Here is a 22,435-nt window from a genome sequence, read left to right on the forward strand (position 1 = left end):
CCCCGCCGAGGTCCGCTCCGCCGGCACCTTCACCTATGCCGCGGACGCCCTGCCCGGCGCCATGGTGGCCCGGATCATGGCGCCCGGCGACAAGGGGTCTAGCCCAGGTTGAACACCCGCGCGGGCTGCACCTCGCCGCCCATGTAGCGGCCGATGCACAGCGCCCGGCCGTTGCGGCTGACCCAGACCTCCTCGCCGAATTCGGCATGGCCCAGAACCTGGCCGGGATTGCCGTTCAGGATGCGGGTGGCGCCGATCTCGGTCGCCTGCATCTCGGGCAGGTCGGCCAGCGCCGCCTGCAGCGGCAGCAGCGCCGCCTCGATCTCGGCCTGGTTGGCGCGGTCGATGCGGTCGAAGGCCAAGCCGTCCCCGGCCTCGAACGGTCCCGACCAGATGCGGCGCAACTGCGCGACATGGCCAAGGCAGCCCAGCTTGCGGCCGAGGTCGCGGGCGATGGCGCGGACATAGCCGCCCTTGCCGCAGACCATGCGCAGCTCGGCGCTGTCGCGGGTCGTGGCCAGCAGCTCCAGAGAATCCACCCAGAGCGGCCGGGCGGCAAGCTCCACCACCTCACCCTCTCGCGCCAGGTCATAGGCCCGCGCGCCATCGACGCGCACCGCCGAGACGGCGGGGGGAACCTGCATGATCTCGCCGGTAAAGGCGGGTAGCGCGGCGCGGATCGCCGCCTCGTCGGGGCGCGTGTCGCTGGTTTTCACCACCGCGCCCGAGGCGTCGTCGGTCGCGGTCTCGGCCCCCCAGGTCACCGTGAAGTCATAGGCTTTCAGCGCCTCGGCCAGGATCGGCACGGTCTTGGTCGCCTCTCCCAGCGCTACGGCCAGCACGCCGGTCGCATCCGGGTCCAGCGTCCCGGCATGGCCGGCCTTCTTCGCGTCCAGCGCCCAACGCACCTTGCTGACCACGTCGGTCGAGCCGATGCCCGCCGGCTTGTCCACGATCAGCCAACCGTGGATCTCGCGTCCCTTTTTTCGCGCCATTCTAGTTCTGTCCTACATATCCGATGATCGGCCCCAGCCGCCGCCCGAAATCGGCGCGGCCCAGGCTCGGGGCGTATAGCCGCGAAATCGAGCCGTCGAAATACAGCGCGTCCCGCGCCCCCAGCCCGTCGCGGAACAGCCGGCCGAATTCGTGGAACGTCACCGCCCGGTCCGAGATGGCGAACCAGGCCGTCTGCCCGTCCGCCGAGACGCCGACGCCGTTCCGGACATAGCGGCTGTCGCTGTCGACCAGAAAGCGCGGATGCAGCGCGCCGTCGATCACCAGCATCGGCCCCGATTGCGTGGCGATGCGGCATTCCGGCGTGGCCCTGGCAAAGGCCCGGCTTTCGATCACCTGATAGGGCCGCGCGCCGCCGGTGCAGAACACGCCGTTCGGCAGCATGCCGAAATTGCCGCCGCCGCCCGCCGTCACCAGCTCGTGCTGGCTGACGCCGTCGCTGACGTAAAGCCCGACCGGGGTGAAATCGGGGTGATACATGCCGGCATTCATGGCAAAGCCCAGGATCTCGCCCTCGGCCAGCGTGTTTCGCACGGCGGTGAAATCGCCCAGGACCCGGCCGTCCGGGCCGTTCAGCCACAGCCGCAGCCCCGGCTCTTGCCCGGCCTCCAGCGTGCAGATCACATAGCCCTGCCCGTCGAAGTCGCGCTTTTCGCAGATCCCGGCCATGGCGGGCAGGGTCATGGCGATCAGCGCGCCGATGGCCAGGCCCAGCCGGCGCTTGAGATCAATCCTCATCGTCTTCCGGATGCGATTCGACGTCGCGGCGCACCCGGTCCTCGGACAAGAGCCGGCGGGTGTCGTCCATGCGGTCGAAGGTCTCGTCGAGGACGAAGCGCAGTTGCGGCGCGTATTTCAGCGTCATCGCCTTGGCGACCAGGTGGCGCAGCTCGCCCGCATTGCGGCGCAGGGCGGCCAGCGCCTCCTCGGCGTCGTGCCCGCCCAAGGGCAGCACATAGGCGGTCGCGACCTTCAGGTCGGGCGAGGTCCGCACCTCTCCGACCGTGATCGAATGCCGGTTCAGGTCGGGATCGTGGACGTCCCCGCGCAGCAGGACGTCGGAAAGCGTGCGGCGGATCAGCTCGCCCACGCGAAGCTGGCGCTGCGAGGGGCCGGTGCCGGAATGAAAGCGGTTCTGTGCCATGCGCGCAGATGTAGGGGGTCGCGGGCCGCGCCGCAACGGGATAGACATGCCGGAAACGGGGGATCGAGCATGGAAAAACCGGGAATCGTCATCACGGGCGCGTCGGGCCGCATGGGGCAGATGCTGGTGCGCACCGTTCTTGCATCGGATCAGGCCCGCCTTGTCGGCGCCATCGAGCGTCAGGGCAACCCCTGGGTCGGCCGCGACCTGGGCGAGGCGATGGGCGGCGCGGCGCTGGGAATCACCGTCACCGACGATCCGGTCGAGGCCATCGCCAAGGCGCAGGCGGTGATCGACTTCACCGCCCCGGCGGCGACGGTGGCCTTCGCGGAACTGACCGCCCAGGCCCGCGCCGTGCATGTGATCGGCACCACCGGCTTCGAGCCCGCCCATCTGGACAGGCTGAAGGCCGCCGCCCGCCACGCGCCGATCATCCGCGCCGGCAACATGAGCCTGGGCGTGAACCTGCTGGTCGGGCTGACCCGCAAGGTCGCCGCTGCCCTGGGCGAGGATTGGGACGTCGAGGTGGTCGAGGCGCATCACAACCGCAAGGTCGATGCGCCCTCGGGCACCGCGCTGATGCTGGGCGAGGCCGCCGCCGCGGGACGCGGCCACGGCCTGGACGAGCTGCGCACCCCGGCGCGCGAGGGCATCACCGGCGCCCGCGCGCCCGGCTCGATCGGGTTCAGCGCCATCCGCGGCGGCGACATCGTGGGCGAGCATGACGTGATCTTCGCCACCGCGGGCGAGCGGGTGGTGCTGCGCCATGTCGCCACCGACCGCGCCATCTTTGCCCGCGGGGCGCTGCGGGCGGCGCTGTGGGGCCAGGACAAGGGGCCGGGCGAATACGACATGGCCGACGTTCTGGGGCTTTGACAGGGCCGCGTCCCGCATTAGGGTCACGCCATGACCCTGCTTGCGACGCTTGACGATGCCGATGCCGATCTGACCGCCTGCCTGGCGCGGGTGATGGCGGCTGTCCTGAAACCCGGCGACGTGGTGGCGCTGCAAGGGCCGGTCGGCGCCGGCAAGACGCATTTCGCCCGCGCCTTCATCCGCGCCCGCCAGGGCGAGGCGGCCGAGGAGGTGCCCAGCCCCACCTTCACCCTGGTCCAGACCTATGCCGACCCGCTGGGGACCGAGATCTGGCATGCCGATCTTTACCGCCTGACCCATCCCGAGGAACTGGCCGAGCTTGGCCTCGACGAGGCCATGCGCGAGGCCGTCGTGCTGGTCGAATGGCCCGAACATGGCAGCCCGCTGGAGGGCGCGCTGACCGTGGGGCTGGAGCCTTTGGCGGACGCCCCCGACCTGCGCCGCATCACCCTGGCCGGCTCCGAGCCGCATTGGGGCATCATGACCCGTCTGCCCGCCATGGCCCGGCTGATCCACCGTGCCGGCTGGGCCGAGGCGCGGCTGATCCCACTGGCCGGCGACGCCTCGTCGCGGCGCTATTTCCGGCTGGTCGCGCCGGACGGGCGCAGCGCGGTCCTGATGGACGCCTCGCCCGGCGTGACCGCGCCCTATGTCGCCATGACGCAATGGCTGCGGGCGCTGGACCTGCATGCGCCCGAGATCCTGGCCACCGATCAGGCGCAAGGCCTGCTGCTGATCGAGGATCTGGGCGACGACCTGGTCGCCCGGGTGCTGGAAACGCGGCCCGAGCTGGCGCCGCGCATCTATGACCGCATGACCGATCTGCTGGTCCAGCTGCACGGCCATGCGCCGCCGGATTTCGTGCTGCGTCTCGACGGGCCGGAACTGGCGCGTCAGGTCGGGCTGTTCGCCGAATACTATCCCGCCGCCGCCGGGGCGCCCGGCAAGGGCGCCGAGGTTGCGGCGGTGATCAAGCGGCTGCATGCCGAACTGGCCGCCGACATGCCGCCGGTGCTGGGCCTGCGCGATTTCCATGCCGAGAACCTGGTCTGGCGCGCGGATGCGCCGCTGGGTCTGCTGGATTTCCAGGACGCCGTGGCGGTGCATCCGGCCTATGATCTGGTCTCGGCGCTGCAGGATGCCCGCCGCGACGTCGCGCCCGAGATCGAGGCGACGCAGATCGCCCGCTATGTCGCCGCGACCGGGGTGGACGAGGCGCGGTTCCGCGCCGCCTATGCGCTTTTGGGCGCGCAGCGCAACCTGCGCATCATGGGCATCTTCACCCGGCTGGCGCAGCGCGAGGGCAAGCGGCGCTATCTGGCGATGATGCCGCGCGTCTGGGCGGCGATCCGGCGCGACCTGGCGCATCCGGCCCTGGCGCCGCTGGCTGCCGCGCTGGACGGCATCCCGGCCCCGACGCCCGAGGTGATCGAGGGCATCGCCGGATGAGCCTGCCGCTGATGATCTTCGCCGCGGGCAAGGGCACCCGCATGGCGCCGCTGACCGATACGGTGCCGAAACCGCTGATCCCGGTCGGCGGCCAGACCCTTCTGGACCGGGCGCTGGCCTTGGGGCGGCAAGCGGGCGTCGGGCCGGTGGCGGTGAACATCCACCACCTGGGCGGCCAGATCCGTGATCACATTTCCGGGCGGGACATCGCCGTCTCGGACGAATCCGACCTGCTGCTCGAGACCGGGGGCGGCTTGCGCAAGGCGCTGCCGCTGCTGGGCCCCGGCCCGGTGATCACGATGAACCCGGATGTGGTCTGGAGCGGCCCGAACCCGGTCCGCGCCCTGCTGGACGGCTGGCACGAGGAAATGGATGCGCTGTTGATGCTGGTGCCGCTGGAGCGGACGCATGGCCGGCAAGGCGGCGGCGATTTCAGCCTTGACCCCGCCGGCCGGCTGATTCGCAAGGGCGATCTGGTCTATGGCGGCGTGCAGATCATCCGTCCCGACCGGCTGGCCGGGATTCCCGATCCGGTGTTCTCGCTGAACCGGCTCTGGGATCTGATGATTGCCGAGGGCCGCGCCTACGGGCTGGTCCATCCCGGCGAATGGTGCGATGTCGGCCGCCCCGACTGCATCCCGCTGGCCGAGGCGCTGCTGGATGCCTGACTGGCGGAACGGCATCTTCGCCCTGCCCTGCGGCGCCGATTTCCCCGGCGCCTTCGCCGACGGGCTGATCCGGCGCATGGGCCATCGCCCGCCGCAGGACATGGCGCGGGTCACGGTCTATGCCAATTCCGGCCAGTCGCTGATGGCCCTGCGCCAGGCCTTCATCGGGCGCGGGCCGCTGCTTTTGCCGCGGTTGCGGCTGATCGCCGATCTGGGTGGCGGCGCGGCCACGCCGCCGCTGGCGCGGCGGCTGGAGCTGGGCCGGCTGATCGACGCGGCGCTGCGCGCCGATCCCGATCTGGCGCAGGGGCAATCGGTGCCGGAACTGGCCGCCTCGCTGGCGGCGCTGATGGCCGAGATGCAGCTGGAAGGGCTGGACGCGCAGGCGCTGGACCGCATCGACGCCAGCGAACACGCCCAGCATTGGGGCCGGGCGCTGGCCTTCCTGAAGATCGCCGCCGGCTATTACCTGTCCGACCCGCCGCAGGACCGCGAGGCCCGGCAGCGCGCCGCGGCCGAGGCGCTGGCCGCGGCCTGGGCGCGGGGCGAGGATCTGCCGCAGGGCCCGGTGGTCGTCGCCGGCTCGACCGGCTCGCATGGTGCGACGCGGGATTTCATGCGCGCGGTCGCCCGGTTGCCGATGGGCGCGGTGGTGCTGCCGGGTTTCGATGCCGACCTGCCGCAGGCGGTCTGGGACGGGCTCGACCTCCGCGCCGAGGATCACCCGCAGGCGCGCTATGCGCCGCTGGCGGCCGAGTTTGGCCCGCCCGGCGAATGGCTGGCGGGCACCGCCCCCGACCCGGCGCGCAACCGGCTGATCTCGCTGGCGCTGCGCCCGGCACCCGTCACCGACCAATGGATCGAGGAAGGTCCGCGCCTTGGCCCGCTGATTCCCGCCACCGAGCGGCTGACCCTGATCGAGGCCGAACAGCCCGGCGAGGAGGCCGAGGCCGTGGCGCTGGTGATCCGCGAGGCGGTGCAGCGTGACAGCCCGGTCACCCTGATCGCCGCCGACCGGATGCTGACCCGCCGGGTGCAATCGGCGCTGGATCGCTGGGGCATCATCCCCGACGATTCCGCCGGCCAGCCCCTGCCGCTGACCGCGCCCGGCCTGTTCCTGCGCCATGTCGCCGACCTTTTCGGGGCCGAGATGATGCTGGACGCGCTTCTGGTGCTGCTGAAGCACCCGGTCGCGGCGACCGGCCTTGGCCCGGATTACCGGCGCGAGCACAACCGCCACACCCGCGACCTTGAACTGCACCTGCGCCGCAACGGCCCGGCCTTTCCCGACGGCGCGGCGCTGCGGGCCTGGGCCGAGCGGGGCGACGCCTCCAGCAAGCCCTGGGCGCTGTGGCTGGCAGCGCTTCTGGACCGCATCGTGCCCTTGGCCCAGGATCGGGCGCCGCGCGCCTTGGCGGATCGGCTGCGCGATCTGCGCGCCCTGGCCGGGGATCTGGCCGCCGGGCCCGGCGGCGATGCCGATGCCTCGGAGCTCTGGGCCAAGGCTTCGGGCGGGCTGGCGCGCGCGGTGCTGGATCATCTGGACGCCCATGCGCATCTGGGCCACGCTCTGCGCCCGGCCGAGTTCTGCGACCTGCTGCAGGACGAATTGCAGGGACAGGCGGTGCGTCAGGACGTGGCCGCGCATCCGCTGGTCCGCTTCCGCGGCCCGCGCGAGGCGCGCACCGAGGCGGTGGGGAACGATGCCGGGCTGGTGATCCTGTCCGGGCTGAACGAGGGCGGCTGGCCGCAGGCGCTGCCGCCCGATCCGTGGCTGTCGCGGCCGATGCGGCTGGCCGCCGGGCTGACCCTGCCCGAGCGCCGGGTGGGCCTGTCCGCGCATGATTTCCAGCAGGCGGTCGGCGCGGCGCAGGTGGTGCTGACCCGCGCCCGCCGCGATGCCGAGGCCGAGACCATCCCCTCGCGCTGGCTGAACCGGCTGGTGAACCTGCTGGGCGGCCTGCCCGGGCAGCAGGGGCCGCAGGCGCTGGCCGAGATGCGCCGCACCGGCCGCCAGTGGCTGGATCTGGCCGCGTTGCAGGCCCGGCCGCGGACGCGGCTGGCGCCGGCGCCGCGCCCCTCGCCCATCCCGCCGCCGCCGGCGCTGCGCGAGATGTCGGTGACCGAGGTCAGGACGCTGATCCGCGACCCCTATGCCGTCTATGCCCGCCGCGTGCTGGGCCTGCGCGCGCTGGACCCGCTGCGGCCCGAACCCGACGCGGCCGAGCGCGGCAACGTCCTGCATCACATCATGGACCGCTTCCTGCGCGGCCTTCCCGATCTGCCCGAGACGCCGGCGGCGATGAAGGCGCGGCTGCTGGGCATCGCCGACGCGGTGCTGGAAGCCGAGGTGCCCTGGCCCTCGGCCCGGCTGTTCTGGCGGGCGCGCATCGCCGGCATCGCCGAGCGGCTGATGGCGGACGAGGCCGAAAGGCTGGGGCGCGGCACGCCCACCGTGGTCGAGGAATATGGCGAACAGGGCATCCCCGGCCTGGATTTCCGGCTGATCGCCCGCCCCGACCGGCTGGACCGGCTGGATGACGGCCGGGTGCATGTCTATGACTACAAATCCGGCAAGCCGCCGACCGACAACCAGATCGCGCATTTCGACAAGCAATTGCCGCTGGAGGCCGCCATGGTCCGGCACGGCGCCTTCAAGGCGTTGGGACCGGCCGAGGTCGAGGGCATCAGCTATATCCAGCTTGGCGGCGAGGGGAAAACCGAGGGCCGCGAGTTCTCGGCCGGCTTCGCCGAGGAAACCTGGGCCGGCTTCGTCAGCCTGATCCGCCGCTATCTGGCCGGCGAGCGCGGCTTTACCGCCCGGCTGGCGATGGAGCGCAGCGACCATGCCAGCGACTACGACCACCTGTCGCGGCATGGCGAATGGGACACGACCGAGGTCGCGGCCCCGCAGAGGTTCGGCGATGATGGATGAGGCGACGCTGGCGCAGGTGCGGGCGGCGGACCCGCACCGCTCGACCTGGCTGACGGCCAATGCCGGCTCGGGCAAGACGCGGGTGCTGACCGATCGGGTGGCGCGGCTGCTTTTGGCCGGCACCGCGCCCGAGCGCATCCTGTGCCTGACCTATACCAAGGCCGCGGCGACCGAGATGCAGAACCGCCTGCTGGCGCGGCTGGGCCAATGGGCCATGCTGCCCGAGCCGGCGCTGCGCGCCGAGCTGGCCCGGCTGGGCGAGGCCGGCGCCCCCGACCTGCCCGCCGCGCGCCGGCTGTTCGCCCGCGCCATCGAGACGCCGGGCGGTCTCAAGGTCCAGACCATCCACAGCTTCTGTGCCGGCGTGCTGCGCCGCTTTCCGATCGAGGCCGGGGTGCCGCATGGTTTCACCGAGCTTGACGACCGCAGCGCCGCGCTGATCCGGGCCGAGATCATCGAGGACATGGCCCGCGAGCGTGCGCCGGCGCTGGAGGATCTGCTGGCGCTGCATTCCGGCGAAAGGCTCGACGCTTTCCTGGCCGGTCTGCGGGGGTTCGAGGCCCCGGCGGACCGGGACGCGCTCTGGACCGCCTGCGGGCTGGCGCCGGGCGAGGACATGCAGGCGCTGCTGGCCGCCTGTTTCGGCGACGGCGCCATGGTCATTCCGGCGCTGATCCCGCATCTGCTGAAGGGCGGCGCGACCGACCAGAAGGCGGCGGCGAAGCTGGCGCCCGGCAATTGGGCACAGCCGGGCCTGGCGGAGCTGGCGATCCTGGAATCGGTGCTGCTGACCGGGGCGGGCGCCAAGGCGCCGTTCACCGCGAAATACGACGGCTTCCCGACCAAGGCGCTGCGCAGCGGCCCCTGCGCCGCGCTGCTGGACGACCTGGCGATCCTGATGGAGCGGGTGGAAGCCGCCCGCCCGCGCCGCATCGCGCTGGCCCATGCCGAGCGCACGCTGGCGCTGCACCGCTTCGGCCATGCCTTCCTGACCCGCTACCGGGCGCAGAAGGCGACGCATGGCCATCTGGATTTCGACGACCTGATCGACCGCACCGCGCGGCTGCTGTCGGAAAGCAGCATGGCGCAATGGGTGCTGTTCCGGCTCGATGGCGGCATCGACCATATCCTGGTCGACGAGGCGCAGGACACCAGCCCGGCGCAATGGCAGGTGATCGAGCGGCTGACGGATGAATTCACCTCGGGGCAGGGCGCGCGCGACCAGGCGCGCAGCCTGTTCGTGGTGGGCGACCCGAAACAGTCGATCTATTCCTTCCAGGGCGCCGACATCGCGGTGTTCGAGGCGCGGCGGATGGGCTTCGCCCAGGCCTTCCAGGCGGTGCAGAACCCCATGCAGGTGCTGGAGTTGCGGCATTCCTTCCGCAGCTCGACCGCGATCCTGTCGCTGGTCGATCAGGTCTTTGCCGGCGATGCGGCGCGCGGTCTCGGCGATCCGCCGCAGCACCGCGCCTTTCGCACCGAGATGCCGGGCCGGGTGGACCTGTGGCCGCCGGTCCCCAAGCCCGAAAATCCCGAGCCGGGCGACTGGACCGATCCGGTGGACCAGCCGGCCGAGAACTCGGAAACCGTGCAGCTGGCCCGTGCCGTCGCCGATGCCATCGGCAAGATGCTGGGCCAGCCGATCTTCGACGCCAAGACCGGGCAGTTGCGCCGGATCCGCGCCGGCGATGTGCTGATCCTGGTGCAGCGCCGCTCGGACCTGTTTGCCGAGATCATCGCGGCGCTGAAGGCGGCGAACCTGCCGGTCGCCGGCGCCGACCGGCTGAAGCTGGCCGGAGAGATGGCAGTGCAGGACATCCGCGCCCTCTTGTCGGTGCTGGCCACGCCCGAGGACGACCTGTCGCTGGCCGCCTGCCTGCGCTCGCCGCTGTTCGGGCTGACCGAGGAGGAGCTTTACCGCCTCGCCGCCGGGCGCAAGCGCGGCGAATACCTGTGGCGGCGGTTGCGCGAATCGCCGCATCGCCATGCGGTCGAGCTGCTGGCTGACCTGATGGGCCAGACCGGCTTCATGCGCCCCTATGACCTGATCCAGCGGCTGCTGATCCGCCACGGCGGCCGGGCGCGGCTGATCGCCCGGCTGGGCCCCGAGGCGCAGGACGGCATCGACGAGCTGTTGTCGCAGGCGCTGGCCTATGAAAGCTCGGAAACGCCGTCGCTGACCGGCTTCCTGGTCTGGCTGACCGGCGACGATGTCGAGGTGCGCCGCCAGCCCGGCTCGGCCGGCGATGGCGAGGGGCTGATCCGGGTGATGACCGTGCATGGCTCGAAGGGCCTGGAAAGCCCCATCGTCGTGATGCCCGACTGCGCCGAGCGCCGCCCCCCGCGCGAGGCGCCGGTGCTGCCCGGCCCGGACGGGCTGTCCCTGTGGCGCGGCAGGAAGGGCGACCGGCCCGACCCGGTCGAGGAACTGGCCGCCCTGCAGACCGAGCGGCAGTTGCAGGAACGCAAGCGGCTGCTCTATGTCGGCCTGACCCGCGCCGAAAGCTGGCTGATCGTCGCCGCCGCCGGCAAGACCGGCGCGGCCGAGGACAGCTGGCACGCCATGGTCGAGGCCGGCATGGGCCGCACCAACCTGACCGAGATGCGGCTGCCCGCGCCCTGGGGCGGCGAGATCCGGCGGCTGTCCTTTGGCGACTGGCCCGAGGACGCGCCGCAGCCGGTGTTGTCGGAAAAGCCCGCGCTGGCCGAACCGGACTGGCTGCGCGCCCCGTTGCCGCCGGCGCCCGCGAAGGTCCGGCCCGTCGCCGCGACGGCACTGGGCGGCGCCAAGGTGATCGGCATGCCCGGCGCGGGCGATGCGGCGGCGGCGATGCTGTTCGGCACCCGGCTGCACCTGCTCTTGGAGCATCTGCCGGGGCGCGACCCGGCCGGCTGGCCCGAACTGGCCCGCGACGTGCTGGCCGATGCCGAGGGCGGCCTGCCCGGTCCCGAGGCGCTGGCGGCGCTGCTGGCCGAGGCAGCCGCGGTGATCGCGGCGCCGGACCTGGCGCAGGTCTTTGCGCTTTCGGACGCGGCCGAGGTGCTGGCCGAGGTGGCGCTGGCCGCGCCGGTCCCGGGCATCGGCATCCTGACCGGCGCCGTGGACCGGCTGGTGGTCGAGCCGGACCGGATCCTGGCGGTGGACTACAAGTCGAACCGCGAGCTGCCGGGCACGCCGCAGGCGGTGCCGCTGGGCATCCTGCGGCAGATGGCGGCCTATCGCGCGGCGCTGCGGCAGATCTGGCCGGCCCGGCGGGTCGAGGTGGCGGTGCTGTGGACGGCCTCGCGCAGCCTGATGGCGCTGCCCGACGAGTTGCTGGACCGGGTGATGGCGGGCCTTGACCCCAACCGCCCCGGTGCATAGCTCTTGACCCATACGCCCCGCCGGTGCCCGCCGGCACATCGCAGGAGAGCCCCATGGCCAACACCCAAGCCGTTTCCGACGCCGATTTCGACAGCGAAGTCCGCCAGTCCCCGACCCCGGTCGTGGTGGATTTCTGGGCCGAATGGTGCGGACCCTGCCGCCAGATCGGCCCCTCGCTTGAGGAGCTGGCCGCCGAATACGAAGGCCGCGTCAAGATCGTGAAGGTCAATGTGGACGAGAACCCGGAAAGCCCCGCCGCGCTTGGCGTACGCGGCATCCCGGCGCTGTTCCTGTTCAAGGACGGCCAGGTGGTCTCGAACAAGATCGGCGCCGCGCCCAAGGCGGCGCTGAAAGCGTGGATCGACGACTCGATCTGATTGCGCGTCGGGGCGCGGTTGGTCAGATCGGCCAGCCGCCCCTTCGCAGGGCCGCAAGGATGCGGCCGGGCGCCTCGGGCCGGGTGGTGTTGATGGCCTGTTCCTGAAGGAACCACCACAGGTAGCGCGCGAAATCCGGGGCATGGCTTTCGGCGCGGGCCAGCGCCGCCTCGGCGCCCAGTTCGGCCACGTTCAGCCCGATATGGTGGAAGTCGATCTGCCCGAACAGCACCGCCGGCTTGCCCAGCAGGTAGCCGTCGAAGGCCACGGCGCTGTTCTGCGTGGCGACGAAGGCGCAGTCGCGCAAAAGCCGCATCGTGTCGCCGCCGATCCGCAGCTTCGGGTGGCGCGCCGTCAGCCGGGCCAGGGCGGCGTGGTCGGCATCGTCATATTTCTCTTTCGGATGCAGCGTGGCGACCACCGGCCGGCCGGTGGCGGCGACCGCCTTCAGCATGGCGACCGGGCTCATGGTCTGGAAGGAGCGGCAGCGGCGGATATGGCCCTGCAGCGGCACCAGCACCGTGTCGCCCCGCCCGGGTTCCGGGTCGGGCAGCACCCGGGCGCGCAGCCTGGCGGCGAAGTCGCGGGCCGGGGCGGCATCCACCGCGGCGGGGTCGAAGCGGTTCAGGGCGACGGCGAAGCGCCAGCGCTGCTGGGTGCCCTCAATGCGCCAGAACGGGTAATGATAGGCGCGGCGGAAGGTCAGCGCCCGGCCATGCGTGGGTGCCTGCATGTGAAACAGCGCATAGCCGGGCAGCCCGGGCGCGGCGGCGCGGGCCGCGGGCCCGGCTTCCTGCCATTCCACCCGCCAGCCCCGGCCCTCGACCGTGGACCTCAGCAGGTTCAGGAAGTTGACGCCGCCAGTCCGCGCGGTGCGCAGCAGCGGCGGCTCCAGATAGATGCGCAGGATCGGGGCATGGCTCATGCCGGCAGGCTAGCCGGGCCGGCCGGGTTGCGAAAGGCCGGGTTGCGAAGGATCGGGTCGCGAAGGGTCGGGTTGCGAAACAGGGATCCGGCCCATATCTGACGGGCCAGAGGAAAGCGGAGAGAACCATGTCCGAAGAGAGATTTCCCGGCTGGCACGGCACCACGATCCTGGCGGTACGGCGCGGCGGCCGCGTCGTCGTTGCCGGGGACGGCCAGGTCAGCGTCGGCCAGACGGTGATGAAGGGCACGGCGCGCAAGGTGCGCCGGCTGAGCCCCGGCGGGCATGACGTGGTGGTGGGTTTCGCCGGTTCGACCGCCGATGCCTTCACCCTGCTGGAGCGGCTGGAAAAGAAGCTCGAGGCGGCCCCCGGCCAACTGGCCCGGGCCTGCGTCGAGCTGGCCAAGGACTGGCGCATGGACAAGTATCTGCGCAATCTCGAGGCGATGCTGATCGTGACCGACGGGCGCGAGATCTTCGTGGTGACCGGCGCCGGCGACGTGCTGGAGCCCGAGCATGACGTGGCCGCCATCGGCTCGGGCGGGAATTTCGCCTTGGCCGCGGCGCGCGGGCTGATGGAAAGCGACCTGGATGCCGAGGCGGTGGCGCGCAAGGCTATGGCGATCGCGGCGGATATCTGCGTCTACACCAACGGCAACCTGACCGTTGAAGCCATGGGGTGACGGGACCCCTGCCCCTCGCCGCACCCGTCCCTCGGCGGGGCATGGGCGGCGTTCTCCGGAACATTTGGGCAAGAACGAAGGCTGCGGCCAGTGCCCGCGACAGAAAGGCAGAACATGAGTGACCTGACCCCGCGCGAAATCGTGTCCGAGCTGGATCGTTTCATCATCGGGCAGAAGGAGGCGAAGCGCGCCGTGGCCGTGGCGCTGCGCAACCGCTGGCGGCGCCGGCAGCTCGGCGACGACCTGCGCGACGAAGTCTATCCCAAGAACATCCTGATGATCGGCCCGACCGGCGTCGGCAAGACCGAGATCAGCCGCCGGCTGGCCAAGCTGGCCCGCGCCCCCTTCCTGAAGGTCGAGGCGACCAAGTTTACCGAGGTCGGCTATGTCGGCCGCGATGTCGAACAGATCATCCGCGACCTGGCCGATGCCGCCGTCATCGAGACCCGCGAGCGCATGCGCGAGGAGGTCAAGGCCCGCGCCCATAAATCCGCCGAGGAGCGGGTCGTCGCCGCCCTGGCCGGCGAGGGCGCGCGCGAACAGACCCGCGAGATGTTCCGCGACAAGCTCAAGCGCGGCGAGCTGGACGACACGGTGATCGAGCTGGAGGTGCAGGACAATTCCAATCCGCTGGGCATGATGGAGATTCCCGGCCAGCCCGGCGCCATCGGCGGCATGATGGACCTGTCGGGGCTGATGAAGGCCTTTGGCGGCCGCCGGGTGCGGCGCAAGGTCAGCGTCGCGGAAAGCTATGAGCTGCTGATCGCCGAGGAGGCCGACAAGCTTCTGGACGACGAGGCCGTCAAGACCGCCGCGCTGGAGGCGGTGCAGGAAAGCGGCATCGTCTTCATCGACGAGATCGACAAGGTGGCCGCCCGCACCGATGCCCGCGGCGGCGATGTCTCGCGCGAGGGGGTGCAGCGCGACCTGCTGCCGCTGATCGAGGGCACCACCGTCGGCACCAAATACGGCCCGGTCAAGACCGATCATATCCTGTTCATCGCCTCGGGCGCGTTCCATATCGCCAAGCCCTCGGACCTGCTGCCCGAGCTGCAGGGCCGGCTGCCGATCCGCGTCGAGCTGCGCGCCCTGACCGAGGAGGATTTCGTCCGCATCCTGACCGAGACCGACAATGCCCTGACCCGGCAATATACCGCGCTGATGGCGACCGAGGGGGTCGTGGTCGAGTTCACCGAGGACGGCATCCGCGCCCTGGCCCGCATCGCCGCCGAGGTGAACGGCTCGGTCGAGAATATCGGCGCGCGGCGGCTTTATACCGTCATCGAGCGGGTGTTCGAGGAGCTGTCCTTCAGCGCCCCCGACCGCTCGGGCGAGGAGGTGGTGGTGGATGCGGCTTTCGTCGAAAAGCACCTGGGCGACCTGTCGCGTTCGGCCGATCTGTCGCGCTACGTGCTCTAGGGAACCGCGGGGCCCCTCCGCCCGTTGTGCCGGCAGGCAAACGGACGGGGGAGCCCATGAATTATATCTTTGGAATCATCATTTTCGCGCTTGATGTCTGGGCCATCGCCTCGATCATCAACACCAATGAAAGCACGACCACCAAGCTGATCTGGATCGCGCTGGTGGCGATCCTGCCGGTGGTCGGGCTGATCATCTGGTGGTTCGCGGGGCCCAAGGCGACTTACGGCTGAGGGCTTTTCCGCCGCCGCGCGCGATGGCATGGTCCCGCTGACCAGAACGGGACGCGGGACATGCCGGGGCGGATCTTTCTTTCGCTGTTTCTGCTGCTGGCGGCCTGCGCGCCGCGCGGCGAGATCACCCTTGCCCCCGAGGCGGCGCGCGCCGGCCATGTCGAGCGCATCTATGTCGCCACCAACCGCACCCCCGGCGGCAGCCGGCAGGAAGGGGTGAGCTTCGGCCGCGTCGATGTCTCGGTGCCGCCCGAACGGCGGCCCGGCTCGATCACCTATCCCCGCAAGGGCGCCGCGCCCGATCCGCAGCGGGATTTCCTGGTCTCGGATTATGCCCGCTTTGCCCGGCCCGAGGATTTCCGCGCCGATCTGCGCCGCGCCGTCGCCGCCCGCCCGCCGGGCGATCGCGATGTGGTGCTGTTCGTGCATGGCTACAACAACACCTTCGCCGAGGGTCTCTATCGCTTTGCCCAGATCGAGCGCGACCTGAGCCTGCCCGGCGTGCCGCTGCATTTCTCGTGGCCGTCGCGCGGGCAGCCGCTGGCCTATGCGGCGGATCGCGACAGCGTGCTCTATTCCCGCGACGGGCTGAAACGCAGCATCGAGATCGCCACCGAGGCGGGCGGCGGCAAGGCGATCCTGGTCGCGCATTCCATGGGCGCGCTGCTGCTGATGGAAAGCCTGCGCCAGATGGCCATCGCCGGCGACCGGCGCACGCTGGACCGGATCGGCGCGGTGCTGCTGCTGTCGCCCGATATCGACGTCGGCGTGTTTCGCAGTCAGGTCCGGGCCATCGGCAGGTTGCCGCAGCCCTTCGTCATCTTCACCTCGGGGCGGGACCGGGCGTTGAGCCTGTCGGCGCTGATCTCGGCCGAGCCGGTGCGGCTGGGCAGCCTGACCGATGCCGGGCCGGTGGCGGACCTGCCGGTGACGCTGGTCGATGTCGGCGCCTTCAGCAACGGCACCGGGCATTTCAACGTCGCGACCTCGCCGGCGCTGCTGCGCATCCTGTCGCAGGCGCAGGAGCTGAACAGCGTGTTTTCCTCGGATGTGGGCGGCGGGGTCGGGCCGCTGACCCGCGCGGCGCTGCATGCCGAGCGCGCGGCGCAGATCGTGATCTCGCCGGCCTTCTAACGGCGCAGGTAGATGTAATAGGCGCCCTCGCCGCCATGGCGGCGATGCGCCGGGCGGACCTGCAGCACCACGGCATTCAGGGGCGGCATATGCAGCCAATGCGGGACGTTGTGGCGCAGCGCCCCGGGCCGGACCGGCAGCGGCGCGTCCGGCCCACCCTCGCGCCCCTTGCCGGTGATGACCAGAACCAGCCGCCGGCCGTCGGCGCGGGCCTGCAGGAGAAAGCGGGTCAGCACCGGCTGCGCCACGGCCAGCGTCATGCCGTGCAGGTCGATCCGCGCCTCGGGCGCCAGCTTGCCGCGGGTCATCTGGCGATGGGTCTTGTGATCCATGCGCAAGGGTTGGGCATGCAGCGCCTCGCGCGGCGGCGGCGACAGGTCGATGCGGGTCGATCCGGGGCCGCCCGGCTTGGCGCCGATGCGCAGGCCGGCCAACGGCGGCGGCGGCGTGACCTGCGGGGCGGGGACCGGGGTTTTCAGCGGCTTGGGTTCGGGGATCGGTTCGGCCTGCTTGCGGGCCGGATGCATCGGCACCGCGGTCGCGGCGATGCGGGACCACAGGGCCTTGTCCTCGGCCGAGAGTCCCCGCCGGCGCGCCATGGTTCAGGCCGTGGCGACGAGCTGCCAGTTCGGGTCGTCCTGACCCATGCGGCGGGCGAAGGTCCAGGTGTCGCGCTGCTTGCGCGCCGCCTTGGGGTCGCCCTCGACCACGTTGCCCTGGGCGTCGCGGGTGGCGACGATCATCTCGCCGACGAAGCGGACCGAAAGCTCGGCCATGCCGGTGGCCGGGGTGAACTCGGCCCCGGCCAGCGCGGTTTCGCGGGTGCCCAGGAACTGCGCCTCGGTGACCAGGCCGCGGGCCTTGCGGTCCTCGATCACCGACTCGAAGGCCTCGGCCACCGGCGGGGCCAGGAAGCCGCGCACCTCGGAAAGGTCGCCGCGCTCGAAGGCCATCAGGATCATCTCATAGGCGGATTTGGCGCCGGACAGGAACGGGCCCACGGCGAAATCGGCCTCGACCCGCTTCATCTCGGCCAGCGCCCCGGCGGTGGGGCTGCCCGGCTCGGCATGGTCGGCGATGTCGCTGTCGCCGGCTTCGGCGGTGCCGTCGATCACGTCGAAGCGGCTGCGCTGCGCCGGTTCCTCGGGGATGCGCGGCGCCTCGAACCCGTCGCGGGTGCCCAGCACCCCGCGCAGGCGCAGGATCAGGAACACGGCGATCGCGCCCAGGACGAGGAGTTGCAGCAGGGGGTTCGACATCGACGGACCTAACGAGCTTTGTAAGGATGGTTTCCAATGCTTATGTAGGGTGAGGGCCGGCCCAAGTCCAGTTTGGCGCCGGAAATAGAACGTGCCAGAGGGGAAGGCTTTATGTGGCTGTTGTTGCCGTTCGTGATCCTGCCGATCGTCGAGATCGCGCTGTTCATCCAGGTCGGCGGACTGATCGGTGTGTTGCCGGTGATTGCGCTGGTGCTGGCCTCGGCGGTGGCCGGGGTGACGGTGATGCGCCATCAGGGCGCGCGCGCGGCGCTGGACCTGCAGCGGGCCATGCAGGAATTCCGCGATCCCGGCCGGCCGATGGCGCATGGCGCGCTGGTGATGATCGCCGGCCTGCTGATGGTGGTGCCGGGCCTGTTCACCAGCGCCGTCGGCCTGCTGTTGCTGATCCCCGCGGTGCGGTCGCTGATCCTGCGGCAGATGGCGGCGCGGGTGCGGGTCTCGGGCAGTGGGTTCAGCTATCGCCAGACCCATGGCGCCGAATCCGAATTCGGCGCCGATCCGGCGGGTTTCCGTCCCGGCCGCGGCTGGCGGGATGAAGGTGTGATCGACGGCGAATATTCGGTCCAGGACGACCCGCCCGCCCCGGTGCGCGAGGGGCTGACCGACCAGAGCGCGCAGAAGGGCCCCGAGGGTGGCCCGCGGCGCGGCGATTCGGGCTGGACCCGGCATTGAGCGTGCGGCGCCGGGGTGCTAGAACCCCGGCAGATCCGAGGAGAACTCAATGAGCGACGAGAACAACAACGGCGTGGCCGCGACCGAGGCCCCGAACGGCGCCCAGCAGCCGGTCCGCCTGCAGGTCCTGACGCAATACATCCGCGACCTGTCTTTCGAGAACGCGGTGGCGCAGAAGGGCCTGGGCGCCGGCGAGGTGCAGCCCGAGATCAGCGTCCAGGTCAGCCTGGATGCCCGCAAGCGCCCGGCCGAGCACCAGTACGAGGTGATCAGCAAGTTCCGCGTGCAGTCGACCAACTCCAAGGACAAGTCGCCGATCTTCCTGTGCGAGCTGGATTACGGCGGCATCTTCCATGTCGAGGGCGTGCCCGAGGACCAGCTGCACCCGTTCCTGATGATCGAATGCCCGCGCATGCTGTTCCCCTTCGTGCGCCGCATCGTCTCGGACATGACCCGCGACGGCGGCTTCCCGCCCTTCAACATGGACCCGATCGACTTCGTGGCGCTGTATCGGCAAGAGATCGCCCGCCGCATGCAGGCCGAAAAACCCGCGGACCAGCCGCTGTCCTGACGCGGTCACTTCTGCGTGATGACGGGTTTCGGGCCCGCGGCCGCCATGCCGCGGGCCCTTCGCCTTTCCGATCCGCGGTTGGCGCGGTCCGACCGCGCGGCTAGCCTCGCCGGCACAGAGAGCATGGGGGCGCCATATGGCAAGAGCCGCGAAACGCGCGTGGCAAAGGATGCTGTCGGGGCGGAGGCTGGATCTTCTGGACCCCACGCCGATGGATATCGAGATCGCCGACATTGCCCATGGCCTGGCCTTCGTCGCGCGCTGGAACGGCCAGACCCGCGGCGACTGGGCCTATACGGTGGCCGAGCATTCGCTGCTGGTGGAACAGATCCATGCCCGCGCCGATCCTGATTGCGAACCGCAATGGCGTCTGGCGGCCCTGCTGCATGACGCGCCGGAATATGTGATCGGCGACATGATCTCTCCGGTCAAGGCGGCGATTGGCAGCGAATATGGGGAAATGGACGCGCGGCTGGCGGCGGCGATCCACCGCCGTTTCGGATTGCCCGCGCAGCTGCCGGTTGCGGTAAGGCGGGCGATAAAGCGCGCCGACCGGATTTCCGCCTGGCTGGAAGCCATTCAGATTGCCGGATTTTCGCGAGCCGAGGCGGATCGCCTGTTTCCGGCGCCGGAACCGGAATTGCTGCAGGGGCTGGAAATCCGGCTGCGGCCGCCGCTGGAAACCCGCAATGCCTATCTGGCGCGCTTCAACGCGCTAATTGAAGAAATGGATCGCAAATCCTGACGCCGGAAATGCAAGCCCCCGCATCGGGATGCGGGGGCAAGCAATCAGATTTCCAGCTCTTCCAGCTTTTTGCCGGAATCCAGCGCCTCCTGGACCCAGCGCGGTTTGCGGCCGCGGCCGGTCCAGGTCAGCGAGGGATCCTCGGGATTGGCATATTTCGGCGCCACCTTGCCGCGGCCCTGCTTGGCGACCGTCAGATCGGCCAAGTTGAAGCCGAATTCGCGGACGGCGCTTTCGGCTGCGGCCAAAGCCTCGCGTTTGCGGCGATCCTCGAAGGTGGAAATGGCGCGATCAAGCTTGTTGCGCAGATCGCGCAGTTCGCGAAGGGACATCGCGTCCAGGTCGATGGTCATTATGGCTTTCCCTGGGTTTTGGCAGTTATGGCCCCAATATTTGCATTCCAAAACGAAATGCAATCGTTTTTGAGAACCAGATTATTAACGCGGGCTGCGTTTGGCCAAAATCCGCTGGAGGGTGCGGCGATGCATATGCAGGCGGCGCGCCGTTTCGCTGACATTGCGGTCGCATTGCTCATAGACGCGCTGGATATGTTCCCAGCGCACCCGGTCGGCCGACATCGGCGTTTCGGGCGGCGGCGGCAGGGTGTCGCCGCGGGCCAGCAGGGCCCGGGTCACGTCATCCGCATCCGCCGGTTTGGAAAGATAATCCGTCGCGCCCATCTTGACCGCGGCCACCGCCGTGGCGATGGCGCCATATCCGGTCAGCACCACGATGCGGGCATCCGTCCGCGCCTCGCGCAGCGCATCCACCACGTCCAGGCCGTTGCCATCCTCGAGCCGCAGGTCGACCACCGCATAGGCCGGGGCTTTCTCGGCCAGCAGGGCGCGGGCTTCGGCGACCGAGGCGGCGCGGATCACATCGAAGCCGCGTTTCTCCATTGCCCGGGCCAGGCGGTTCAGAAAGACCTCGTCGTCATCGACCAGCAGCAGGCTGGGATCGGGTCCGATCTCGTATTCTTCTGCCATATTTCGCGTGCCCTTGCAGTTTTTCGGTTGATTAGGGGGTTTTGTCCGACGGGTCAAATCCTCGCATTTGACGCAACGTCGATGAAACAGGCGGAGCGGTCGGCGATCTGTCGCGCGGAATGATCGCGGTCGACAATCTCGGCCGGACCGGCGGCGGCCAGGACCAGAGAGGTATTGGTCAGGTGATCGGCCGGATGGGTCTTGGCGTCCTGCCGGTCGTTCAGCCGGCAATAATGGCCCCAGGTTTTCGAAACCGCATCGATTTCCGGCCGGCTGCCGGTCAGGCCGATCATGCGCGGAGGTTCGGGAGTATCGCGGCGCGGCGCCACGGTAATGAAGACCGGCGTGACCTGCATTCCGTTCTCGTCCAGGATCGAAACCGCCCCGGCATTGCGGGCATTGTCCGTCCGGCAGACGCCCGGGCCCGTGCCGAGACCGCCGAGGATCAGCATCCTTCCGTCTTCGCCCATCATCGCGCGCCTTTTCCCTTGGGCGCATTGATCGCGCATCCCGCCATGGGTATCAATGCCAAAGCCCGCCCGAACCCGGAGAACCCGCGTGCCCATCGGCTTCGTGTCCCGCCGCATCGACCTTCTGCCCGGCCAGCCGGGACCCGAGCCGATCCGGCTGCGGACGCTGATCCTGCTGCGCTGGGTGGCGATCGCCGGCCAACTGGCGGCCGTGGGCGCGGCGCTGGCGATCGGGGCGAAATTCCCGCTGGCCGCGGTGCTGGGGGTGATCGGCTTGGCCATCGCGCTGAACCTCGGGCTGTCGCTGCGGCCGGGCCGCCGGATCCCGGCGCGCGAGGCCGCCTGGCAGCTCGGCTTCGACCTGGCGCAGATCGCCGCGCTGCTGGCGCTGACCGGGGCGCTGGAGAATCCCTTTGCCCTGCTGCTGCTGGCGCCGGTCACCGTCGCCGCGACGGCTCTGCCGGGGCGGCACCTGCTGGCGCTGGGGGTGGCGACCTTTGCCATGGTGACGCTGGCCGCGATCTTTGCCCAGCCGCTGACCTTCGTGCCGGGCCGGCTGTCGCTGCAGCATCCGCTGCTGGTCGGGCACTGGTTCGCCATCGTGATCGGCGCGCTGTTCTTTGCGGCCTATGCCCGGCTGGTCGCGGCCGAGGTCAGCGCCACCTCGGACGCGCTGTTCGCCGCCCGCATGGCGCTGGAGCGCGAGCAGAAGCTGCAGCACCTGGGCGGCGTGGTCGCCGCCGCCGCGCATGAGTTGGGCACGCCGCTGGCCACCATCAAGCTGGTCAGCGCCGAGCTGGCCGACGAGCTGTCCGAGGCGCTGCCGGACCGCGAGGATCTGGCCGAGGATGTCGCCCTGCTGCGCCAGTCGGCCGATCGCTGCCGCGACATCCTGAAATCCATGGGCGGGGCCGGGCGGGACGACTTGCTGATCCGCTCGGCGCCGCTGTCCGAAGTGCTGTCCGAGGCGGCGGCGCCGCATCGCGGCCGCGGTGCGCAGATCCTGCTGAAGCCCGGCGCCGAGGATCCCATCGTGCATCGCGACGCCGCTGTGATCCATGGCTTGCGCAACCTGATCCAGAACGCGGTGGATTTCGCGTCCGAGCGCGTGACGGTCGAGACGGGGATGGATCGCCGCGACATCCGGGTGCGGATCAGCGATGACGGGCCGGGCTTTCCGCCCACGCTGCTGCCGCGCATCGGCAGCCCCTTCCTGACCACCCGGCCGCGGGCCGAGGACGGGCGCAGCTACGAAGGCATGGGGCTTGGCCTGTTCATCGCCAAGGCGCTGCTGGAAGGCTCGGGCGCGCGGCTGCGCTTTGGCAACGGCACGCAGGGGGCCGAGGTGACGGTGACCTGGCCGCGCGAGCTGATCGAGACCGAGAATCGCGGCGCGCTGGGGCAGAATCCGGAAATTCGCTCCTGATCCTGCGCGCGTTAACCCCTTTTTAAAACATCGCGCTATAGTTGTATCCCAGTGGTTTGCTCAT

23 protein-coding genes are annotated in these 22,435 nt (G+C 70.4%); 14 read left to right on the forward strand and 9 right to left on the reverse strand.

Features of this window, described 5'->3' with window-relative positions; translation table 11 throughout:
* Window positions 1-98: 98 nt before the first annotated feature.
* From truB to rbfA, 3 genes are read right to left on the reverse strand one after another with little or no spacing between them, the layout of a single operon-like run.
* Complete coding sequence (gene truB / locus ACFOMP_RS17915) at window positions 99-995, reverse strand: tRNA pseudouridine(55) synthase TruB (RefSeq protein WP_379033084.1); 897 nt, start codon at window positions 993-995, stop codon at window positions 99-101.
* Between the two features lies 1 nt (window position 996).
* Window positions 997-1,752 (reverse strand): phosphodiester glycosidase family protein, encoded by a 756-nt coding sequence (locus ACFOMP_RS17920; RefSeq protein WP_379033087.1) that lies wholly within the window; start codon window positions 1,750-1,752, stop codon window positions 997-999.
* On the reverse strand, window positions 1,742-2,158 hold the full coding sequence (rbfA, locus tag ACFOMP_RS17925; RefSeq protein WP_289894613.1) for a 30S ribosome-binding factor RbfA: 417 nt from the start codon (window positions 2,156-2,158) through the stop codon (window positions 1,742-1,744). Before rbfA ends, ACFOMP_RS17920 begins: the two co-directional genes overlap by 11 nt.
* A gap of 69 nt (window positions 2,159-2,227) precedes the next feature.
* Between rbfA and dapB the strand changes: the two genes are divergently transcribed.
* From dapB to trxA, 6 genes are read left to right on the forward strand one after another with little or no spacing between them, the layout of a single operon-like run.
* Window positions 2,228-3,034, forward strand: coding sequence for a 4-hydroxy-tetrahydrodipicolinate reductase (dapB, locus tag ACFOMP_RS17930; RefSeq protein WP_379033090.1), 807 nt, complete (start codon window positions 2,228-2,230; stop codon window positions 3,032-3,034).
* A 30-nt stretch (window positions 3,035-3,064) separates the two neighbouring features.
* Window positions 3,065-4,483, forward strand: coding sequence for a tRNA (adenosine(37)-N6)-threonylcarbamoyltransferase complex ATPase subunit type 1 TsaE (gene tsaE / locus ACFOMP_RS17935; RefSeq protein WP_379033093.1), 1,419 nt, complete (start codon window positions 3,065-3,067; stop codon window positions 4,481-4,483).
* Entirely contained in the window at window positions 4,480-5,151 is a 672-nt protein-coding gene (locus ACFOMP_RS17940; protein ID WP_289894610.1) for a nucleotidyltransferase family protein, read from the forward strand. Before tsaE ends, ACFOMP_RS17940 begins: the two co-directional genes overlap by 4 nt.
* Window positions 5,144-8,086: a double-strand break repair protein AddB gene (addB, locus tag ACFOMP_RS17945; RefSeq protein ID WP_379033097.1), complete on the forward strand. Its 2,943-nt coding sequence runs from the start codon at window positions 5,144-5,146 to the stop codon at window positions 8,084-8,086. Before ACFOMP_RS17940 ends, addB begins: the two co-directional genes overlap by 8 nt.
* Window positions 8,076-11,450 (forward strand): double-strand break repair helicase AddA, encoded by a 3,375-nt coding sequence (gene addA / locus ACFOMP_RS17950; protein WP_379033100.1) that lies wholly within the window; start codon window positions 8,076-8,078, stop codon window positions 11,448-11,450. The genes addB and addA overlap by 11 nt, the downstream gene beginning before the upstream one ends.
* Before the next feature lie 53 nt (window positions 11,451-11,503).
* A complete protein-coding gene (trxA, locus tag ACFOMP_RS17955) occupies window positions 11,504-11,827 on the forward strand; it encodes a thioredoxin (RefSeq protein WP_199259637.1) in 324 nt (107 codons plus the stop codon).
* A gap of 22 nt (window positions 11,828-11,849) precedes the next feature.
* Here the strand turns inward: trxA and ACFOMP_RS17960 are convergent, their stop codons facing one another.
* A complete protein-coding gene (locus tag ACFOMP_RS17960) occupies window positions 11,850-12,752 on the reverse strand; it encodes a hypothetical protein (protein WP_379033104.1) in 903 nt (300 codons plus the stop codon).
* A gap of 128 nt (window positions 12,753-12,880) precedes the next feature.
* Here ACFOMP_RS17960 and hslV point away from each other — a divergent pair, with 128 nt between their 5' ends.
* The 4 genes from hslV (at window position 12,881) to ACFOMP_RS17980 (ending at window position 16,221) form a co-directional block, all read left to right on the forward strand.
* Window positions 12,881-13,435 (forward strand): ATP-dependent protease subunit HslV, encoded by a 555-nt coding sequence (hslV, locus tag ACFOMP_RS17965; RefSeq protein WP_289894605.1) that lies wholly within the window; start codon window positions 12,881-12,883, stop codon window positions 13,433-13,435.
* Between the two features lie 114 nt (window positions 13,436-13,549).
* Window positions 13,550-14,854 (forward strand): ATP-dependent protease ATPase subunit HslU, encoded by a 1,305-nt coding sequence (hslU, locus tag ACFOMP_RS17970; RefSeq protein WP_289894604.1) that lies wholly within the window; start codon window positions 13,550-13,552, stop codon window positions 14,852-14,854.
* Window positions 14,855-14,910: 56 nt separating this feature from the next.
* The gene (locus ACFOMP_RS17975) at window positions 14,911-15,087 is read left to right on the forward strand and encodes a PLD nuclease N-terminal domain-containing protein (RefSeq protein ID WP_019351746.1); all 177 of its coding nucleotides are present in this window, start codon (window positions 14,911-14,913) and stop codon (window positions 15,085-15,087) included.
* A gap of 60 nt (window positions 15,088-15,147) precedes the next feature.
* Window positions 15,148-16,221, forward strand: a complete 1,074-nt coding sequence (locus ACFOMP_RS17980; protein WP_379033109.1) for an alpha/beta hydrolase — start codon at window positions 15,148-15,150, stop codon at window positions 16,219-16,221.
* Here the strand turns inward: ACFOMP_RS17980 and ACFOMP_RS17985 are convergent.
* Together ACFOMP_RS17985 and ACFOMP_RS17990 are read right to left on the reverse strand one after the other, a co-directional pair.
* Window positions 16,218-16,820, reverse strand: a complete 603-nt coding sequence (locus ACFOMP_RS17985; RefSeq protein ID WP_289894602.1) for a Smr/MutS family protein — start codon at window positions 16,818-16,820, stop codon at window positions 16,218-16,220. The two genes, ACFOMP_RS17980 and ACFOMP_RS17985, sit on opposite strands and share 4 nt — an antisense overlap.
* A 3-nt stretch (window positions 16,821-16,823) precedes the next feature.
* Complete coding sequence (locus ACFOMP_RS17990) at window positions 16,824-17,480, reverse strand: Tim44/TimA family putative adaptor protein (RefSeq protein WP_379033112.1); 657 nt, start codon at window positions 17,478-17,480, stop codon at window positions 16,824-16,826.
* Window positions 17,481-17,591: 111 nt separating this feature from the next.
* Here ACFOMP_RS17990 and ACFOMP_RS17995 point away from each other — a divergent pair, with 111 nt between their 5' ends.
* The 3 genes from ACFOMP_RS17995 to ACFOMP_RS18005 all read left to right on the forward strand — a co-directional run bounded on the left by ACFOMP_RS17995 (window position 17,592) and on the right by ACFOMP_RS18005 (window position 19,489).
* Window positions 17,592-18,173 (forward strand): FxsA family protein, encoded by a 582-nt coding sequence (locus tag ACFOMP_RS17995; RefSeq protein ID WP_289894600.1) that lies wholly within the window; start codon window positions 17,592-17,594, stop codon window positions 18,171-18,173.
* Window positions 18,174-18,222: 49 nt separating this feature from the next.
* Window positions 18,223-18,744, forward strand: coding sequence for a protein-export chaperone SecB (gene secB / locus ACFOMP_RS18000; protein WP_289894599.1), 522 nt, complete (start codon window positions 18,223-18,225; stop codon window positions 18,742-18,744).
* A gap of 136 nt (window positions 18,745-18,880) precedes the next feature.
* Window positions 18,881-19,489 carry an HD domain-containing protein gene (locus ACFOMP_RS18005; protein WP_379033117.1) on the forward strand — a complete coding sequence of 203 codons (609 nt, stop codon included), beginning with the start codon at window positions 18,881-18,883 and terminating at the stop codon, window positions 19,487-19,489.
* Window positions 19,490-19,533: 44 nt separating this feature from the next.
* On the opposite strand, the gene ACFOMP_RS18010 is transcribed toward ACFOMP_RS18005, so the two are convergent.
* The 3 genes from ACFOMP_RS18010 to ACFOMP_RS18020 all read right to left on the reverse strand — a co-directional run bounded on the left by ACFOMP_RS18010 (window position 19,534) and on the right by ACFOMP_RS18020 (window position 21,041).
* Window positions 19,534-19,842 carry an H-NS histone family protein gene (locus ACFOMP_RS18010; protein ID WP_289894597.1) on the reverse strand — a complete coding sequence of 103 codons (309 nt, stop codon included), beginning with the start codon at window positions 19,840-19,842 and terminating at the stop codon, window positions 19,534-19,536.
* Window positions 19,843-19,926: 84 nt separating this feature from the next.
* On the reverse strand, window positions 19,927-20,475 hold the full coding sequence (locus tag ACFOMP_RS18015) for an ActR/PrrA/RegA family redox response regulator transcription factor (RefSeq protein ID WP_289894596.1): 549 nt from the start codon (window positions 20,473-20,475) through the stop codon (window positions 19,927-19,929).
* Window positions 20,476-20,528: 53 nt separating this feature from the next.
* Window positions 20,529-21,041: an SCO family protein gene (locus ACFOMP_RS18020; protein ID WP_379033122.1), complete on the reverse strand. Its 513-nt coding sequence runs from the start codon at window positions 21,039-21,041 to the stop codon at window positions 20,529-20,531.
* On the opposite strand from ACFOMP_RS18020, the gene ACFOMP_RS18025 reads away from it, so the two are divergent.
* On the forward strand, window positions 21,034-22,371 hold the full coding sequence (locus ACFOMP_RS18025; protein WP_289894594.1) for an ActS/PrrB/RegB family redox-sensitive histidine kinase: 1,338 nt from the start codon (window positions 21,034-21,036) through the stop codon (window positions 22,369-22,371). The two genes, ACFOMP_RS18020 and ACFOMP_RS18025, sit on opposite strands and share 8 nt — an antisense overlap.
* Window positions 22,372-22,435: the final 64 nt, after the last annotated feature.

Source organism: Paracoccus simplex, assembly GCF_042648325.1.
GTDB classification, from domain to species: Bacteria; Pseudomonadota; Alphaproteobacteria; order Rhodobacterales; family Rhodobacteraceae; genus Paracoccus; species Paracoccus simplex.

Excerpts from the sequence above, each read along its gene's own strand:
- truB (WP_379033084.1), bottom strand. The coding sequence starts at position 995 with ATGGCGCGAAAAAAGGGACGCGAGATCCACGGTTGGCTGATCGTGGAC.
- ACFOMP_RS17920 (WP_379033087.1), bottom strand. The coding sequence starts at position 1,752 with ATGAGGATTGATCTCAAGCGCCGGCTGGGCCTGGCCATCGGCGCGCTG.
- rbfA (WP_289894613.1), bottom strand. The coding sequence starts at position 2,158 with ATGGCACAGAACCGCTTTCATTCCGGCACCGGCCCCTCGCAGCGCCAG.
- dapB (WP_379033090.1), top strand. The coding sequence starts at position 2,228 with ATGGAAAAACCGGGAATCGTCATCACGGGCGCGTCGGGCCGCATGGGG.
- tsaE (WP_379033093.1), top strand. The coding sequence starts at position 3,065 with ATGACCCTGCTTGCGACGCTTGACGATGCCGATGCCGATCTGACCGCC.
- ACFOMP_RS17940 (WP_289894610.1), top strand. The coding sequence starts at position 4,480 with ATGAGCCTGCCGCTGATGATCTTCGCCGCGGGCAAGGGCACCCGCATG.
- addB (WP_379033097.1), top strand. The coding sequence starts at position 5,144 with ATGCCTGACTGGCGGAACGGCATCTTCGCCCTGCCCTGCGGCGCCGAT.
- addA (WP_379033100.1), top strand. The coding sequence starts at position 8,076 with ATGATGGATGAGGCGACGCTGGCGCAGGTGCGGGCGGCGGACCCGCAC.
- trxA (WP_199259637.1), top strand. The coding sequence starts at position 11,504 with ATGGCCAACACCCAAGCCGTTTCCGACGCCGATTTCGACAGCGAAGTC.
- ACFOMP_RS17960 (WP_379033104.1), bottom strand. The coding sequence starts at position 12,752 with ATGAGCCATGCCCCGATCCTGCGCATCTATCTGGAGCCGCCGCTGCTG.
- hslV (WP_289894605.1), top strand. The coding sequence starts at position 12,881 with ATGTCCGAAGAGAGATTTCCCGGCTGGCACGGCACCACGATCCTGGCG.
- hslU (WP_289894604.1), top strand. The coding sequence starts at position 13,550 with ATGAGTGACCTGACCCCGCGCGAAATCGTGTCCGAGCTGGATCGTTTC.
- ACFOMP_RS17975 (WP_019351746.1), top strand. The coding sequence starts at position 14,911 with ATGAATTATATCTTTGGAATCATCATTTTCGCGCTTGATGTCTGGGCC.
- ACFOMP_RS17980 (WP_379033109.1), top strand. The coding sequence starts at position 15,148 with ATGCCGGGGCGGATCTTTCTTTCGCTGTTTCTGCTGCTGGCGGCCTGC.
- ACFOMP_RS17985 (WP_289894602.1), bottom strand. The coding sequence starts at position 16,820 with ATGGCGCGCCGGCGGGGACTCTCGGCCGAGGACAAGGCCCTGTGGTCC.
- ACFOMP_RS17990 (WP_379033112.1), bottom strand. The coding sequence starts at position 17,480 with ATGTCGAACCCCCTGCTGCAACTCCTCGTCCTGGGCGCGATCGCCGTG.
- ACFOMP_RS17995 (WP_289894600.1), top strand. The coding sequence starts at position 17,592 with ATGTGGCTGTTGTTGCCGTTCGTGATCCTGCCGATCGTCGAGATCGCG.
- secB (WP_289894599.1), top strand. The coding sequence starts at position 18,223 with ATGAGCGACGAGAACAACAACGGCGTGGCCGCGACCGAGGCCCCGAAC.
- ACFOMP_RS18005 (WP_379033117.1), top strand. The coding sequence starts at position 18,881 with ATGGCAAGAGCCGCGAAACGCGCGTGGCAAAGGATGCTGTCGGGGCGG.
- ACFOMP_RS18010 (WP_289894597.1), bottom strand. The coding sequence starts at position 19,842 with ATGACCATCGACCTGGACGCGATGTCCCTTCGCGAACTGCGCGATCTG.
- ACFOMP_RS18015 (WP_289894596.1), bottom strand. The coding sequence starts at position 20,475 with ATGGCAGAAGAATACGAGATCGGACCCGATCCCAGCCTGCTGCTGGTC.
- ACFOMP_RS18020 (WP_379033122.1), bottom strand. The coding sequence starts at position 21,041 with ATGGGCACGCGGGTTCTCCGGGTTCGGGCGGGCTTTGGCATTGATACC.